The sequence below is a fragment of the Halalkalirubrum salinum genome (assembly GCF_005543295.1).
GTDB classification, from domain to species: domain Archaea; phylum Halobacteriota; class Halobacteria; order Halobacteriales; family Haloferacaceae; genus Halalkalirubrum; species Halalkalirubrum salinum.
Window position 1 is genome coordinate 1 of record NZ_SRSG01000004.1, and the last position, 16609, is coordinate 16609.

At 59.8% G+C, this 16609-nt stretch carries 13 protein-coding genes; 3 read left to right on the forward strand and 10 right to left on the reverse strand.

Annotated elements, in window-relative coordinates; genetic code table 11:
• Window positions 1-105: 105 nt before the first annotated feature.
• A complete protein-coding gene (locus tag E5K03_RS01100) occupies window positions 106-2076 on the forward strand; it encodes an SLC13 family permease (protein ID WP_138004540.1) in 1971 nt (656 codons plus the stop codon).
• A gap of 322 nt (window positions 2077-2398) precedes the next feature.
• On the opposite strand, the gene E5K03_RS01105 is transcribed toward E5K03_RS01100, so the two are convergent.
• Both E5K03_RS01105 and E5K03_RS01110 read right to left on the reverse strand, forming a co-directional pair.
• Window positions 2399-2806 (reverse strand): DUF4260 domain-containing protein, encoded by a 408-nt coding sequence (locus tag E5K03_RS01105; protein ID WP_138004541.1) that lies wholly within the window; start codon window positions 2804-2806, stop codon window positions 2399-2401.
• A gap of 169 nt (window positions 2807-2975) precedes the next feature.
• Entirely contained in the window at window positions 2976-3404 is a 429-nt protein-coding gene (locus E5K03_RS01110; protein ID WP_205742933.1) for a hypothetical protein, read from the reverse strand.
• A 245-nt stretch (window positions 3405-3649) separates the two neighbouring features.
• Here E5K03_RS01110 and E5K03_RS01115 point away from each other — a divergent pair, with 245 nt between their 5' ends.
• Complete coding sequence (locus E5K03_RS01115; protein ID WP_138004584.1) at window positions 3650-4384, forward strand: PHP-associated domain-containing protein; 735 nt, start codon at window positions 3650-3652, stop codon at window positions 4382-4384.
• Here E5K03_RS01115 and E5K03_RS01120 read toward each other — a convergent pair.
• The 3 genes from E5K03_RS01120 to E5K03_RS01130 form a co-directional block, all read right to left on the reverse strand.
• Window positions 4381-6273 carry a S9 family peptidase gene (locus E5K03_RS01120; protein WP_138004543.1) on the reverse strand — a complete coding sequence of 631 codons (1893 nt, stop codon included), beginning with the start codon at window positions 6271-6273 and terminating at the stop codon, window positions 4381-4383. The two genes, E5K03_RS01115 and E5K03_RS01120, sit on opposite strands and share 4 nt — an antisense overlap.
• A 150-nt stretch (window positions 6274-6423) precedes the next feature.
• Window positions 6424-6837, reverse strand: coding sequence for a phosphate-starvation-inducible PsiE family protein (locus tag E5K03_RS01125; protein ID WP_138004585.1), 414 nt, complete (start codon window positions 6835-6837; stop codon window positions 6424-6426).
• A gap of 112 nt (window positions 6838-6949) precedes the next feature.
• Window positions 6950-7684: a DUF7260 family protein gene (locus E5K03_RS01130; RefSeq protein ID WP_138004544.1), complete on the reverse strand. Its 735-nt coding sequence runs from the start codon at window positions 7682-7684 to the stop codon at window positions 6950-6952.
• 243 nt (window positions 7685-7927) lie between these two features.
• Between E5K03_RS01130 and E5K03_RS01135 the strand changes: the two genes are divergently transcribed.
• Complete coding sequence (locus E5K03_RS01135) at window positions 7928-8353, forward strand: EamA family transporter (RefSeq protein WP_138004545.1); 426 nt, start codon at window positions 7928-7930, stop codon at window positions 8351-8353.
• 93 nt (window positions 8354-8446) lie between these two features.
• On the opposite strand, the gene E5K03_RS01140 is transcribed toward E5K03_RS01135, so the two are convergent.
• From E5K03_RS01140 to E5K03_RS01160, 5 genes are all read right to left on the reverse strand, one after another.
• Window positions 8447-9625 (reverse strand): redox-regulated ATPase YchF, encoded by a 1179-nt coding sequence (locus E5K03_RS01140; RefSeq protein WP_138004546.1) that lies wholly within the window; start codon window positions 9623-9625, stop codon window positions 8447-8449.
• A gap of 78 nt (window positions 9626-9703) precedes the next feature.
• A complete protein-coding gene (locus E5K03_RS01145; protein ID WP_138004547.1) occupies window positions 9704-9904 on the reverse strand; it encodes a DUF5800 family protein in 201 nt (66 codons plus the stop codon).
• A 67-nt stretch (window positions 9905-9971) separates the two neighbouring features.
• Window positions 9972-13397 carry an ATP-dependent DNA helicase gene (locus tag E5K03_RS01150; RefSeq protein ID WP_138004548.1) on the reverse strand — a complete coding sequence of 1142 codons (3426 nt, stop codon included), beginning with the start codon at window positions 13395-13397 and terminating at the stop codon, window positions 9972-9974.
• Window positions 13394-14272, reverse strand: a complete 879-nt coding sequence (locus tag E5K03_RS01155) for a hypothetical protein (RefSeq protein ID WP_138004549.1) — start codon at window positions 14270-14272, stop codon at window positions 13394-13396. Before E5K03_RS01155 ends, E5K03_RS01150 begins: the two co-directional genes overlap by 4 nt.
• Entirely contained in the window at window positions 14269-16458 is a 2190-nt protein-coding gene (locus E5K03_RS01160) for a hypothetical protein (RefSeq protein ID WP_138004550.1), read from the reverse strand. Before E5K03_RS01160 ends, E5K03_RS01155 begins: the two co-directional genes overlap by 4 nt.
• Between the last annotated feature and the right edge of the window lie 151 nt (window positions 16459-16609).

A 16609-nucleotide genomic window follows, 5' to 3' on the forward strand; every position in this document is an offset into this window, starting at 1 on the left:
AGACGCTCAAAAGATCCACAAGCAGCGACCAATCCTCCAAGAACGGCTTGCTACCACCATCCAACCGACTGCTGAGGCTTAGCTAAAGACCAATGGGCTTCTACTATGTTGATTCAATCTCTCTATTTCGCCTCTCTCGCTCAACTACTCCCGATCGAACCGCCCCTCCCGATCGACGTCCTCGTGGTCCTCGCTATCGTCACCGTTACGCTCGTTCTCTTTGTTCTCCAACCGGTTCCCATCGACGCGACGGCGATCGCAGTCATGGTCGCGTTGATCCTCTTAGGATCGTGGACAGGAGTCTCCCCCGAGGAAGGTGTCTCCGGGTTCTCGAATCCGGCGACGCTGACCGTACTGGCGATGTTCATTCTGAGCGAGGGCGTTAGACAGACTGGGGTGATTCAAATTCTCACTCGCCGAATGGAGTCGTTCGCGGGCGATAGCGAGACTCGCCAGCTTCTGGCGATCGTCGGGCTTGCCGGTCCCCCAGCAGGCTTCGTGAATAATACGCCCATCGTCGCCGTGTTGATCCCCGCGGTGATGAATCTCGCCCGGAAGACGAACACGTCACCATCGAAGCTGCTCATACCGCTCTCGTTTGCCGCGATGCTCGGTGGAACCCTCACCGTTATTGGAACCTCGACAAACCTCCTCGCAAGCGACGTCTGGGCGCAGGTTGGCGGGCCAAACGCCCAGCCGTTCTCGCTTTTCGAGTTCACACAGCTCGGCGTTATCGTCCTGGCTGTCGGCATCGTCTACCTACTCACGATCGGCCGCTATCTCACCCCGGCACGGATTCGAGCCAGCGACTCATCGACCGACGATTTCGGAATGACAAATTACCTGACCGATGTCGTAGTCCTGGCGGATTCACCGCTGATCGGCTCACCGGTTCGAGAGATCCGCAGTAACGACCTCGACTTGGACGTGTTTCAACTCGTGCGTAACGGGCGGACGATCGTTCAGGGACTCCAACGCGAACAGATCAATGCTGGCGACGTCCTGTCGGTACGGGCGGATCAGGAGACGCTTATGCAGGTCATCGAGGACGAGAACCTCAAACTCCTCCCCGAGGTGATTGAAGACGCCGAGAGCGGGGACGAACCGCTTCCCGCCGGATTTACATCGGAACAGCATTCGTGGAACCCGCCTAGCGAAAGTGCAAGGTCGGATGAGTCGGATACGGACGAAGACGAGGACACAGACGAGGAGATATCAGATGACACAGAGGCCCTCACGGAAATCGTGTTACTGCCACGACGGTGGGCAGGCAAACAGAGTAGCGCCTCGGATTTCGAGCAGGAGAACGACGTGACTGTGCTGGCGGTTCGACGCGGTAACGAGGTTATCAGGCAGCGACTTCGAGACGTGAGCCTGCAGTCGGGTGACGTTCTCCTGGTGCAAGCGAACGAGGACAGCGTTGCGCGCCTGCGTGCTGATCGAACTATTATCGTGTCCGGGGAGGGACAGTGGGAGGAATTCGATCGATCGAAGATCCCCATCGGCATCGGCATCATCGCTGGTGTCGTGGGGTTGGCCGCGCTGGAGCTTCTGCCCATCGTGGTGAGCGCGTTGACCGGCGTCGTCGCTATGTTTTTCACCGGGATTCTTCGGCCGGCGGACGCCTACGACGCCGTTGACTGGGACGTTATCTTCCTCCTCGCAGGTGTTATTCCTCTGGGTATCGCGGTCGAAGCCTCTGGAACGTCAGACTTGCTTGCGGACGGCATCACAGCTGCCAGCGTACTGCTACCTCCAATTGTTCTTCTCGGTGTGTTTTACCTCGGGACAGCGCTAATCACCGAGATCGTAAGCAATGCCGCTAGCGTTGTGTTGATGCTTCCAATCGCAGTTGACGTCGCCACACGCCTCGATGTCAATGCCTTCGCATTCGCGCTTGCAGTTACCTTCGCCGCCAGCACCCCGTTGCTTACGCCCGTCGGATACCAGACGAACCTGATGGTGTATGGGCCGGGAGGTTACAAGTTCACCGACTTCGCTCGCGTCGGTGCGCCGCTCCAGCTTATTCTCACAGTGGTTACGACTCTCGGGATCGCGTTCTTTTGGGGGCTGTGAACCCAACACGAATTGGTGTGGCACAATGTTGCGTCCAAGCCCCTACGCGGCTAAACGTTCGCGGATTAGACACTGATGGGGGTACCTCGTCGAGTGCAGATCGGCCGACTGTCCGAGAACTCAATGGACCCGACGATCATCCGAAATCGAGGACAAGAGGATGGCGGAAGAGAAGACGGATGACTGTACTCCGCTCAAGGATGCGACGGACAATATACGACGAGAACTTATTTTGTGGGTGTCCGACGCGGAATATCAGCGATTTTATTTATAATATGCTGTTGACATTTAGAGATGAGAGTGATGCTCGAAATCGACCTCGTTAGTCGTTTCCAACGGGGATAGAATCTTCGCGGCTGCGGACCGTTTCACTGTGGCTGACTTCGGGGCTGAGATGGGTATGTTTGAACCCGGTTGGGAATTTTAATCCGTACCCAACAGCGCGGTCCATCCCAATGTGGGCGATCCAGACGAGCGCGACCCAGGTGATCGGAGCCATCCCCGCCCAGAAACCAATTGCCCCGAGTGCGATCGGCACAACGGTGGTGTGGAATGCATTGTACAGACGGCTCCCCGTGTGCGGCCCAGCGAGGTAGCCGAGCATGGAGATGTCTGGGGCAAGGGCAAGCACCACGAACAGCCACACCGGTGCACCGAGCCCAAAGTACGCTGCGGTCGCCGCACCGAACAACGCAATACCCTCAAAACGAAGCATGGTTTTCGGATCCATACAGATGGAATGCTGACAGAGTATATTAATAAGATATGAAATATGTTATCACAGGTATACTAACCGCGAGTTCACTGGTACACTAACCGCGATCCGGAAAGAATAGCCCCCCGTAGGGGCAACTCGAGCGGCGCTCGGTCTCATCGCCCAGAAGCCGTTTCATCGGATCTCATTGAACCGATGCGGCAGGTGGGTCTTGACGCGTCCAGTCTCGCCGGTAGACGAGGTAGCCAACGAGGGCACCTGACACGATCCCGACAGGGAATCCAGCTAACAGGATCGCTGAGGCGAGTCCCATCGCCTGCGCTGAGAGGATGGCGACAGCGACCCCACCACCAGCAAGGAAGCCGAAGAGTGCCGCCACCGTCGTCCATAACCGGCGTACTGTCTCCTGTGATGCGGTTCCAGTGTTTCGCCGTTCCTCCCAATAGGTGATTCCCAGATACGTGAGTGGAATGAACGCGATACCTGCTACGAGTCCAATGGGCAATCCGAGCATCAGCGATGGCCAGATGTAGGGGTCGAGCAGTTCTGTCACAGCGACTCCGACTGCCACGAATCCGAGGAGGCCGGCGAACAGGCTAACGAACGTTTTCATATATTTGTTCATACTGATATATTACCTCAAGAGAGCATTATTTCTCCGATGATTCTCGTTTTTTGAGACGCAGCATTCGGCACAACTGTCGATCGAAGGTCCGTGGAACCGGTCAAGAGGCCTTCGCCGAAATAGACCTCCCGTCCCATCGAGCCCCTGGCTCTGCCCTGTGCTGAATTCGATGGCCATAACACGATCGCCGTTGAGTACTATATGTGAGCGAGCAAGCTACGAGCCGCGTCGATATGCACGTGAAGGTCCTCTCGACGGCGGTCGTCGATCGCGCGAAAGCTCGTGGGATCGACGCTCTCGTCTACGCGCCGCACTTCGTTCGGCTTCCAGAGATCCGATCGCGGGCAGAACGGTACAGCGACGACGAACTGCTCGTCGTTCCCGCTCGAGAAATATTCACGGGAGACTGGCAGAACCGTCACCACATATTGGCGGTCGGGCTTTCAGACCCAATCCCGGATTTCATTACCCTCGAGGGCGCCTTCGCGGAGCTTGAACGGCAAGACGCTGCCGTCCTCGCTCCGCATCCTGAGTTCATGAATGTCAGCCTGGACCGTCCTGAAATCACGGCTCACGCCGATCGCATCGACGCGATCGAAACGTACAACGCGAAGCTGTTTCCACACCAGAACCGCCGTGGCCAGCGGATCGCCAGTGACCTCGACGACCCCGGCTACGGATCGTCGTACGCACATCTACAGCGAACTATTGGGGAGGCATGGACCGCGTTCGACACAGAGATCGACTCGCATGCGGCGCTCGTCGATGCCCTCAAATCGGGTGTCGATCGACGAGCAATCCACCGAACTGGCGCGTCTCATCGTGTTCAGGCTGCGATCGAGTTTGCGCATCTCGGCTTCGAAAACTCGTGGGGAAAGATCGACCGACTGCTGTTGTCGGGAACAGAACCCACGCATCCCCGAAATTTGCTTTATGACAGCCGCTTCGATGACGTATCCGTCTACTAATTGCTTGTTTGGTCGGTTGATCCGTTTGCGAGCCGCCGCGTGAGGAATTCATCGAGCAGCCGAAACATCCTGAGCTTCTGGTCTTGATCGGTCGAGGCATGACCTTCTTCGCCGAGTTCCTCGTACTCAACAGTCCCGCCGGAGCCGAACTCGTAGTCGAGTTCTTCGAGCCGATCGCGGAACAGCTGTGCTTGCGACACCGGCACGCGGCGATCGTTCACGCCGTGAATCATCAACAGCGGTGCGTCGAGATTTTTCGCATGCGTCAGCGGGCTTCGATCGCGATACAGCGCCGGGTTCTCTTCGGGCGTTCCGAGGTACTTCATCATCAACTCTGTCCGGAAGTGTGGCATCGTCGTCTCGTACATCTCCTCGAGATCGGTGAGTCCGATCCACGCGACACCAGCGTCGTAGAGTGAGGGATACTGTACTAGTTGCCAGTACGCAGAGTAGCCGCCGTAGGAACCGCCGAAGACGGCGACGCGATCGTCGTCGAGCCACTCGTTCGTTTCAAGCGCGTGTTCGGCGGCGACAACCACGTCACCCTGTTCGGCCCCACCCCAGTCGTCGATCAGTGCCTCAACGAACGCTCGGCCACGTCCAGTCGAGCCACGATAGTTCACCTGTAGTACCGAGTACCCACGCGCACAGAGCACCTGCGTGTAGAGGTTGAACGCCTTCGAACTCCGCGCACGTGGTCCGCCGTGTGGATTGATGATGAGCGGCGAGGGACGTTCGCCGGAGTCGTACAACAGCGCGCCGATCGATAGCTCTTCAGCTGGCTCGTGGTCGATCGCCGCAGCGGGGGTCTCCGGGACGCCGTCCGAATCGACCGTGAAGTATGTCGCGTCGGCGAAGTCTTCCGGCTCGAACGGACCGTACTCCGCTTCGAGCAGCACCTCGTACTCGTCTGTTTCGAGATCGTAGGCCAGTAGCTCAGGCCGGCGCGTCGGCGTTGTGTGCTGAAACACGACCCGGCCATCGGCTGTGAGCGGCTCATCAGCGCTGGCTACGAACGACGCGACGCCATCAGGAACGTCCAGCTCGCGGCCAGCCCCCGAGTTTAGGTCCCACACGACTGGCAGCGTCATCGCGTCGCGGCTTCGAACCCCGAGGACGCGATCGCCATCTGGGAGAAACGCTACCGGGGATTCGTCGTACTCCGTCTCGGCGTACCACGTGACTGCATCTTCGTCAAAATCGTAGACGCCGATCCGTCCGAGATCCTCGGAGTTGTCCCCGACGAGCAACCGCGAGCCGCTCGCGTCCCACTCGATGGGCGTTGCTTCTGCGCCGACCGCTCCGATCTCGAGGTTTCGGGGATTCGATCCGTCGATATCGGCAACGTACACGTCGCGATTATCGTAGTCGTCGGTCTCGTTCGTTGCGTACGCAATTCGTTCCTCATCTGGGGAGAGGTGCGAGGTCCAGACGGCTCGATCGTACTCGGTCAGCTTCGTGACGGCCCCGGTGTCGAAGTCGTACCGATAGACGTTCATTTGGCCGTCGCGGCTCGAGCCAAAGAGCAGGTGGGATTCGCCGACGTCGTGGATCGACGCTTGGCCGTCCATTTCGACGAGTTGCTCGACAGTGCCGTCCGCATCGAGGGCGTGAATATCGTTTTGTTCGTTGCCAGCGTCGTCGTTATGAAACAGAACACGGTCGCCGTCAGCGTCCCAGCGAAGATACCACCGGGCATTTCGCGGCACCTCGCCGTCCGATCGCTGGGCGAGTTTCCCGGTCTCGGTGTCGAGGACGTAAACCTCGTTCCGGCCAGAGATGTCGTAGTAGAGCGCGATTCGATCCCCGCCTGGAGAGAGCACCGGATGGGCCATGGTCGGGAGCTGTGCGAGTTCAGAGAGCACGTCGATATCCGCCGATTCTGCCATACCACCGATTGGTCGGGTTCGTACAAAAACGTGGGTGGAGACCACAGACCGCCGGTGTTCAGACAGTTGTTGACCCAGACAGTCGGTGCTCAGAAACTTCTTGGCTCAGACAGCCGGCCCTCAGATAGTTGTTAGCTCAGCCAAGCAGCACTACACTTCTCCGGACGACGATCGGTTGCCCGGTCTTTCGATCCGTTTGACCGCGGCGTACACGAGCACAAGCGCGAGGAGCAACACACCGGAGGCGGCGGCGATCGAAAGCGCCTCTTGGCCGGTGGCGAAGCTCTCAGCGCGGAATCCGATCACGTCCCGCGCGACGGCAATGATCGCCGTGCTGACGACGATCTCGAGTACCGGTTCGTCATTGGCGTACGCGATCAGGGTACGGTGCACTTCGATAATAATCAACAGTAACAACACAGTATCGAGGAGTTCAATCACCGCGTTCGGGTCGGTAAACAGCCCACTAGAGAGCAGTTCGTACAGCCCAAGAATCATATCGAACAGGCCGATCACAAACAGCACGATGGTAAAGTAGGCTGCCCCGAGGACGAGCCACCGCATCACGCGGTACGACAACCGTCCGAGACCCGACTGGGTGATAGACACACACAATAATATGTGCTCGACATACATATGTATAGGCCCTCGTGTTGAGAAAAACGAAGTCGACGCGCTATCGTGCTGTTATTTCGCGTTCGATCTGTCGTTTTGATTCGGTGATCGATCGCGCACGATCGGCGATCGCAGTCAGCGCCGGATACGTCGGATCGGCGTACAAATACGTTTGTATGCTGGGGATGTCAGTGTTCATCCCGTGGTTGATCTGTTCGATCTCGGCTTGTCGGTCTGCAGCAAGTTCGTCGAGCACTGAACACGCATCGATACTGTATCGATGCAGTGCAACCAACCCGCCGAAGGACTCTCCGGAGACGTGACCGTCCAGCGGATCTTCGATCGCTTCGATCTCCCGGCCAATGTGTCGAATCGATTGATACTCACGCTTGAGGCGATCGCGGAACTCCACTCGCTCTTTGCGGCACCGTCTGGCACCCGAAAGCACCATGTTCTTTAGTTCCGGAGAGAGGACGGGAGCGCTCGACAGCGCGGCAAAGAGCTCGGAGCTGAACTCCGCGGCAAAATGTGTTCGGAACGACTCGCCGTAGTCAGCTTCGAAATGCGGGACTGCCATCACGGTTTCTGCGTACGCCGATCGAACCGCTGACAGGCTTTCCTGTTGATTTGACGATCCCATGACCGTTCCTTGATGAGTCGCACAGGGACCTGACGCGGTGGGCGTGTCGACTCGATCGATCCGACGGATAAACGAGCGAAACGCTGCCGCCTCATCGTCGATTCGCCGGCGCTCGGTCCGGACGATCTCACAGGCCGATCGCAAGCGGGGATCCATCGTTTGGTTCTCATCGCTGGCAAAAATAAAATTATCGGATATATTATATTTATGTGACTATGGGCATTGGGAGCGCTATATATTGGACAGAAGCACACGATTGTCGCCCACCACTACTGCACGTACACCGCCCATACAATACAAAACAGCAGTAGTGCGCGCTGGGAGTGTGAAAGCACTATTTAAAAATCATATACTCTTAAGCCGGTATTGTTTAGCAATAAGGTCGTAATATGGGCATAGATAGGGTTTCCCGAAATAAATTCGGCTGTTTTCTTTGGGTCAATTACAATGGTAACGTGGGGAATTTGGGTGGTCTTGGGCAACGCTGCCTCAGAGTCCATTGACCCAAGGACGGCCGCTGCGATCTCCTACCTCGTCGCGGCGCCCTTTGCACTTGGATTGATCCTGTTTTCAGACGCATCGCTGTCAATTACTGTCAGAGGTGGCTTGCTCGCTGGCGCGGCTGGATTGTTCACTGGGATCGGCCTTATTTCGATGTACGTCGGCCTCTCTGGCGGATCGACGACGATCGTCTCCACGATTGGTGCGATGTACTTCGTCGTTGCAGCCATCATTGGTATGGTCGTCCTCGGAGACGAGGTTACACTAACGAGGCTTACTGGGATATCATTCGCCGTTATTGGGGTCGTTCTGGTCACCCAATAGTGAAATTGAGCACCTATCTCATCGTCTACAAAGGTGAGCGATCGGATTCGCACACTCGGTACGGATAAAAACAGGCAACCCAACAGGCCACTTTCAATTAGTACTTACAACCTTGATGACGTCGCCCTCGTCAAGTTCGTAGCTGTCGGAGATTTTTCGCTTCGATCGCGCGTCGACCGCGTGAAGGTAGCCCTCGCCGATATCCGTGTGAACGGCGAACGCGAGGTCCTTTGGTGTCGACCCTTGTGGGAGCAAGAAGGCATCAGGCAGGACTGTTCCGGTCCCGTCAGTCCACTTCGACTCATTTTGCACTGGGAACGCGGTGAGGTGCTCGAGCAGATCGTACACTGCGGTATTAAGTGCGGTCTGAACCCCCGTCCCACCGTAGGTGTCCATGACCTCGCGGATCCGTTCAAGCCCTGCGGTCTGCTCGTCGCTCAGATCGCCGACAATCGTAAATTCTGGGTCGCCAGGATCGTACTCGATCACGCCAGCCTCTGCGCCTCGTCGCAGCGCCAACTCGCCGTCTGCGGTCGCGGGAACAACGTATTCGGCGGCCGCTCGGAGCCGATCGATCGTCTCTCGGTCGGCGATGTCGGCTTTGTTCGCGACGAGGACGATCGGCTTCGTCCGCTCGCGAACGTCGGTCGCAAGCGCCTCGCGGTGCTCGTCGGTCCACTGGATCGGGTCCTCGGGGTACTCGAGCGCTCTGAGACTCGCCGCAACGTCGTGTTCTGTTGCACCAAAACCCGTCAACAGTTCTGCGAGCGCCTCGTCAATGTCGAAATCCGGCGATCGCGACTTGCGTTCGATCGACTCCCAGTTCCTGTCGATGATACCCGCGAGCCACAGGTCGAGCTCTTCGCGGATGAACTCGACATCCGAAACTGGATCGTGGCTGCCGGGTTCGACCGGTTCGCCCTCGGCGTTCGTCGCCCCAGAGGCATCTAAGACGTTGACGATCGCGTCGGCGTTCGTGAGTTCGTCGAGGAACTGATTCCCCAGACCTCGCCCTTCGTGTGCGCCGGGAACGAGTCCCGCGACGTCGATCAGTTCGATCGGGACGTAGCGCTTACCGTCGCGACAGCGGTCGTTCCCACAGCGCTCATCGAGGTCGAGACACGGACACTCGGTCCGGACGGTCGCGACGCCCCGGTTCGGGTCGATCGTGGTAAACGGATAGTTGGCGACGTCGACGTCTGCGAGCGTCGCCGCAGTGTAGAAGGTTGACTTCCCGGCGTTCGGCTTGCCGGCAAGGGCGATCGAAAGCATACCCACCCGTTCACGGCCGCAGGGAAACTGCCTTTCGATCCTGCGAGCGGTCCGTTTCAGGGCGGCTGGCTGACACGCCTACGTCCGCAGAATGTCCTGTACCCGTCGTGGCTCACCGGTGAGATCAGGGCTCTCTTCGACAATCTTCAACACCTCATGATCGGTCACGTCTGGATAGGACTTCTCTGTCGCCTCCTCGATGAGCGACTTCTCGAGGCGGAATTCGGTGCCCTGATAGACGACATCGACGCCGTCTTCGTCGAAGGAAAGCTCGGTCATGATCGATTCTTTTGCCTCGGCGGGCAAATACTCGCGGATTCGGAGTGATCGACGGGCACGTTTTCGGTCAGCGTTCAGCGCTGTTGTTAAGATACGCGTCGCCGCAGCCGAGCGATCGATGTGGACAGTACTGACAGTACGGCCCCGGTGTCACTGTCTTGTAGTCGGAGCTGTTTGCGGCTTCGAGCGTCGATTTTAGCTCCGGGATCTGCTCGAACACCTCGGCGCGATCGAACAGCGTGAGCTGTGGACCCGACTCGCCAAGCGAGAGGTACCCAACTGAGGCGATCGGCTCGTCGAATCGAGCATCACAGGCCAACAGGTACAACACGAGCTGAGCGCTGTCTTCGATCGAGCGATCCGCATCAGTCGTTTTGTAGTCGATCACGACGAGGTCGTCGTCCGGAGTTCGATACACCGCGTCGACGTAGCCAGTGATCCCGTCCGCGCCGGTCCGCGCTGCCAGCGCGTCGAGAGAAAACGGCAGTTCCGAACTCACGATCGACCACTCGGAGACCACGCTTTCGAAGTAGCGATCGATACACGCCTTTGTCGCAGGCACTGCTGCCGACAGCGACTGTTGGCGAGCGATCCGTTCACAGGCGGCGTCCCACTCGGCTTTTTCCGTGTATCCCCGCCAGTAACAGTCCTCTCTAACCTCGTGAAACAGCGTTCCGATCGCCCGCTGGGAGACCGCATCCTGTCCGTCACGATCAGCAGTAGCCGCCAGCGGCGGGTCATCGAACCCATACACGACGTGATCGAGGTAGTGTTTTCGCGGACAGTCCCCGAACGCTTCCAGCGACGTGTGGCTGTGAACCCGCGGCAGCCGATCAGCACGCTCGCCGGCAGTTGGCGTCGCCTGGTACGGTGAGTCCGCGGGGGCGTCTGCTGTCAGCGTTCCCCGCTTGAGCTGTCGGGTCAGCCGGCGGATCTCTGTGATTGCTCGATCGGGACTCGCTCGCGTGCCGTCGTACCAGGTGATCTGTTCGCGGGTCGTCGTTCGAACCTGTTCGACGGCCGTCGTCAGATCACACACTGCCGTCGGATCGTCCGCCTGAATCGTCTCGACGGCGTCGGTGACCGCGTCCCACGTGTCAACCGACGGTCCGCCGTGTCGCCACCCGATCGACGGCGGGAGCAACTCGTCGAGCTCCGCCGCTGGCACCGTCGCGGTATCGTCGTTGTTCCCAAAGAGGACAAGCCGATCGCGAGCGCGGGTGATTGCGACGTGGAGCACGCGCCACTGCTCGGCAACCGCTGCCGCCGAGAGCGGCTCGGTTAGCGGGTCGATTGTTGGCGACTCGATCCGCCGGCGCAACACCGACCAGTCCGTGCGTTCACCCCAGAGCCGGAAGCTCGGCGGCGGCGCCCACGAGGGGCCGAGAAACGGCACCAAGACGACGGGAAAGTCGAGCCCTTTGGCCTGATGGACCGTCATCACGTCGACCGCATCTTCGCTTCGATCGCCACCGTCATCGCGCCCCTGCTCGGTGTTCGTGAGTGCGGCCGGATCTGCGAGGTAATCGATGAACGCCGTCGACAGCCGGGTTTCGATCGGCGCATCCTCGAACGCGTCGATTCGGGATTCAACCGCTGGCAGGAGCCTGCGGTCGCGGTCGGTGAACGTCCAGTCGATCCGGGTCCGTTCACGAAGCTCGGCGTAGACGGCCGAGACTGAGTCCGTCTGCACAGCGTCGACGAGCGCGGGGATATCCTCCCGTGCACGAGTGAGCCCATCTGGGTTCGAGACGGCAGTCCTCTCGATCGATCCGACAGCATCGACGATCGTCCCCGCCTCGTCGGCCAGCGCGCGAATGTCTCCATCCGAAAGTCCATACACCAGCTTGAGAATCCGGATCGCGTGGCGATCGTCGCTCGGGTCGACAATGAGCCGGAGATACGCGACGAGCGTCTGTATCCCCGGCGGGAGCGACGACGAGGAGCCGCCGGCTCTGACGTGCGGGATGCTCTCTTCGGCGAGTGCCGCACACACGGCCTCCGCCTCGCGGTTCTTTCTGACGAGTACCGCGAGTTCATCGAGGTCGTGGCCGTCGATCTCGTCGAACCCGTCGGTCAAAAGCGCCGACACTGTCGCGCTGACCTGTGCGGCCTGCGTCTCGAGGTCGCCGTCGGCCTCGACAGTACAGATCGATCGCTCGCCGCGGCCTCGATCCGAGGTGAGCGTCTTCGTACTGCCCGGAAGCTCGTTTGAGAGGTCCAAGATCGGCTGCCGCGAGCGGAAATTCAACTCCAGCGCCATCGATTCGATTCCCGGGAATGCGGATTCGATGTCGGTGATGTTCGTCGGATCGGCCCCGCGCCACTCGTATATCGCCTGATCGGCGTCGCCGATCACGAACAGGTCTGCGTCCGTGGCCAACTGATCGATGAGTGCCAACTGTGCGCTGTCGGTATCCTGGAACTCGTCACAAAAGACGTAGCCGTAGCGATCGCACACGTCTGCACCGAGATCGCTCTCCAGCAGTGCCGTCGCGCGGCGGATCAGGCCGTTGTAGTCGACGGCCCCTCGCTCTTGTAACCGCGACTCGTACCGACGGTATCCCTCGAGGAAGTCGTGCGCTCGCAGGAATAGCTCGATGTACGAGCCCAGCCGGACAATCGGCGTCTGTGCGGTGTCCCGCAACGTCCCGCCGTGGGCGCCACCCCACGTTCCGAACAGCCCAGAGGGTACTCGCGACCAGTCACTCCCCTTCTGCGGCAGCGTTTCAATCAACGAGCGAACGATATCCGTGCAATCATCGAGGTACGACCGAACCTCCTGACCGAACGGATCGCCCTCGTCGATCGAGGTGCTGCGGTATCGAAGGACCTGTTCGAATCGTTCGAGTCGCTCGACGAGACGACCGTGGCCCCCACTGGACGTGAACGCGAGCGCGCCGTCGCTGTCAGGGCCGAACTGCTCGTCTGCGGTCGATCGCAGGTCGCGGACGACCGATCGACACGCTATCAGCGTCTCTCGATCCGGCAGGTGTGTTTCAATATCGTCGGGGCTAATCCCCTCCCGGCTGAACGATTCGATGAACTGGTAAAGATCGTCCGCAGTCGCCCGATCACGGCTGACATCGCTGAGCGTGAGTCCGTCGTGAATTTCGGCGATGACCGCTCGTTTTCGATCATCGGTGAGAAGTTCGAACTCCGGATCGAGTCCGACGGCATACGCGTACTCGCGCAACAGCCGATAACAAAACGAGTGATACGTCGAGGCGTCGATGTCGTACGCGCTCGCGTCTTCGATCGTGTCTGTCAGTCGCTCGACCGCACTGTGGGCAGCCTTGTTCGCGAACGTCAACACGAGGACGTCGTTCGGGTCAACGCCGCGTTCGTCGATGAGCCGATCAATCCGCGCGACCATCGTCGTCGTCTTTCCAGTTCCTGCACCGGCGTCGACGACGATCTGCTCGGCCTGTGCGGACGCAACGTTCGGCTGATTGCCCTTGAGTCGTGGGCTCGATGGCAAGTCGTCGGTCATTCGAATCGCACCTCCGCGTTGATGTACGGCGAGCACATGCCGGTGTACGAACAGTCCCCACACACCGTCTTCCGAATGTCGGCGAACCGATCGCCAGGGTCGTACGCCTGTGCGGACAGCCACGTGATGAGGTTGTCGAGCACCGAGAGCGCCGCGTCACGTTCGGCCTCGTAGGCTGCGTCGAGCCGACGGATTTCGGGAATAATTTCGATTTCACTCGCGTCGCCTGCTTCGGGGACGCTTGGCCTGACCGTCTGGGTCAGTCCGACGTACGCGAACCCAACCGGGGATTTTCCCGCAGGTGCGCCGTCAGTGGCGAACCGATCGCCCGTCGCGAGCGCCTCCATGGTTGCAACCGCTCTGAGCACGCTCCCGGCAGGCCCTGGAATGTACATGTTGCCTCCAGTGTGTTTTGAAATTGTGTTTCTCGCGCCATCGAACGCCACGTCGTCAACGTCAAATTGATACTGCAGGACGACTGGTTGGTCGTCGATCGAGACGATTGCGTCGATCGGACAGTCGATTTCATGACCACCCAGTCCGAGGGTCGCGATTTCGTCGCTCGCATACACCCCGGTCCCGTGGCTATCTGCGTACTGATCGAGGTACGATCGAATCGCCTCCCGGCAGTCAACGTTGACGGCTTTGTCGTCGATCGCCTCTTCGGCGAGACGGCTCAGTGCCTCGTCGATTCGATCCTCGACGGTGCCACTGTGCGTTAGTCCAGCCGTGATCGCGTCCCGAACTGCCGCAAGCGCTCGCTCGCGTGCTTGGATGGCAGGGTCGCGAGCTATTTCGAGGCGATAGCGGTATTCGTACTGCCTCGGACAGGCGAGATACGTCGTCAGCTCGTCGATCGCGATCGGTTCGCTCATTGTGAGCGTTCCTCCGCAGTCCCAATATCGCCGTTGGCCATATCGATCTGCGTGTAGACGGCGTCGCGGAACCGCGGCTCGACGTCCTCGCGGTCGCACAGTTCAGCGATTGCCGCTAACCGCTCGCGGATTGTGCGCATGTCCGCACGATCGCCGAGACTCGCCGCCCGCTCGACCGCCGAAAGCGATCGCCACGGCTCTTGTATCGCCGCAGCAGCGACACCGGTCGGCGTGTATCGGGTGATCTCTGGTTGTTCATGAGATGGTGAATCGCTCCCACCGCGGGTTCCGTTGGATCGCCCTGCGGCGTCGACGGTATATCCAGCCGCCATCGTGACCTGCGAGAGCGCCTCTAACGAGCGGAGGAACCGCGAGGGATGTCGCCGTCGACCGAGCGATCTGGTGCCACGATCGGCCGTACAGAGGTAGAGCCGGTCGGTCCCGACCCGAGCACCAACAGCGAGTTGTCGCCGCGAAAGCGCAGTGTAGTAGGCGTCGTAGGCGTTGCGATCGGGCGTCTCGACCGCCGAAAACGACGTTGACACCGTTGTGGGACCGAGCGTTGTCACACCGGGATACGCCGCCGATCGTTTGACCCAGTCGGTCGGAAACAGTCGGGTAAGTGTCTGTGTGTCGGGCGGATAGATGCCCTCGACGACATCGACGAGAAAGACGATCGACCGCGAGTCGTACTTTGCGACCCGAATTGGATCGACGAGGACGCCGTTTTCTTCGACAGACAGCTCTGTCGTGTACTGATCCGGTGCGACGTACTGGATCGCCCGTTCGAGCGTCTCTAAGAATGACTGATAGCCGCCGGCCAGGAAGTCCGCGCCGTCGAAGAAGGCGGCAATGTCGCGGATCTCTCGGATGTTGCGATAGGAGCCGTAGGCGTCGACCTCGCGTTCGTCGGCGATCCGATCTTTCAGGTCTGTTTCGACGATCCAGCGATCGATCGCTCCCGCGATCGTCGGCTCCGCGCGGATCGTCTCAAGCAACGCCGCGTCAACTGTGGTCCGCCCCTCGAGCGTCGCCATTGCCTCGGCATCGTCGGAAGCCAACACCCGGATCAGTGCGTGAATCTCACGAATCGCGGGATCCTCTGAGAGTCCCTCGACAGTTGCCGATGCCGTCGAGACGCCGGCACGGCGAAGGATCGACCGGGCCTCGTGAACCGGTTGATTGATGTCGCGAAGCAACACGGCAAAATCCTCGTAGCGATAGCCCGCCTGGTCTCGAAGCGCCTCGATCTCTTCGGCGATCGCCTCAAGTTCAGCCGCAAAAGTCTCCGCAGCGACGCGATAGGCGGTGTGATCGCGGTCATCGGGCAAGGCCCCGGATGCGAGCCAGCGGCCGATCGCCGCCGGGTCCGAAAGCGCCTCGGAATCGAACTCCGTCGGCACACACTGCAGTCCCGCGGCCGTCCCGATCGACTCGACCGAGCCGCTTTCGTTCCAGATCCGCTGGACGCTCGCGTCCCGTTCACCGAGACAGTACAGCTCCGCGTCCGTCGTTAGTGCCGAGAGATACGATCGTTCGAGCGAGCCGAACTCCTCGAAATCGACAACGAGCACGGCGTCGAATAGCGCCGACACGAACTCGCTGACAGCAGGCGTCGAGAGGGCGTCACGGGCTCGTTCGACCAGCTGGGCCTGTTCGAGCGACGATCGCTCCGCTAGTGCTTCCCGAAATCTTGTTTGGACCGCTTCGAGTTCTTCGATCGCGGCGGCCATTGTCGGATCGTCGTCGGTTCGATCGCCGAATCCACCCCAGCTCGCGACGAGGAGAACCCGGCCGACGTCGCGACCGAACGACTCCGCCTCGGCGGCCCGTTTGAGGTACGGCGTTGACCAGTTCCACCCATTGATGACGGTCCGGAGCAACTCGTAGCGCTCGTAGTCTGAGAGGACCTGTTCATCCGGGGCGGCGTAGGCGTGGATCGAGGCCGCGTGATCGAGCACTGATTCGACGTTCGGCCGGGCTGGAATCGACAGCTCCGCGGCGAGGTCGCGCTCGAACGCCGTGGTACCACTCGGAAACCGCTTGAGAACGAGGATATCGGCTGGATCGTGGCCTTCAGCGAGGAGTGTTTCGTAGGCGCTCGCAGCCCGGGCCGCGAGCGATCTTGCGGAGAACTCATCGATTCGGAGTCGACCCGCAAGCGTTCTCTCGTGATGTTCGCTCACAGGCAGCGTTGTGCGGCATCGTACTTAAGCGTGTGACCGCGGGAATCGCTGTAAACGGATCGTATAATCGTGACTCACTCCCGAGAGTGCCTCGTATCCATGTACAACACCCGACGTTCCGCCCGGTTGTGCAAATACCACGTACCGGTTG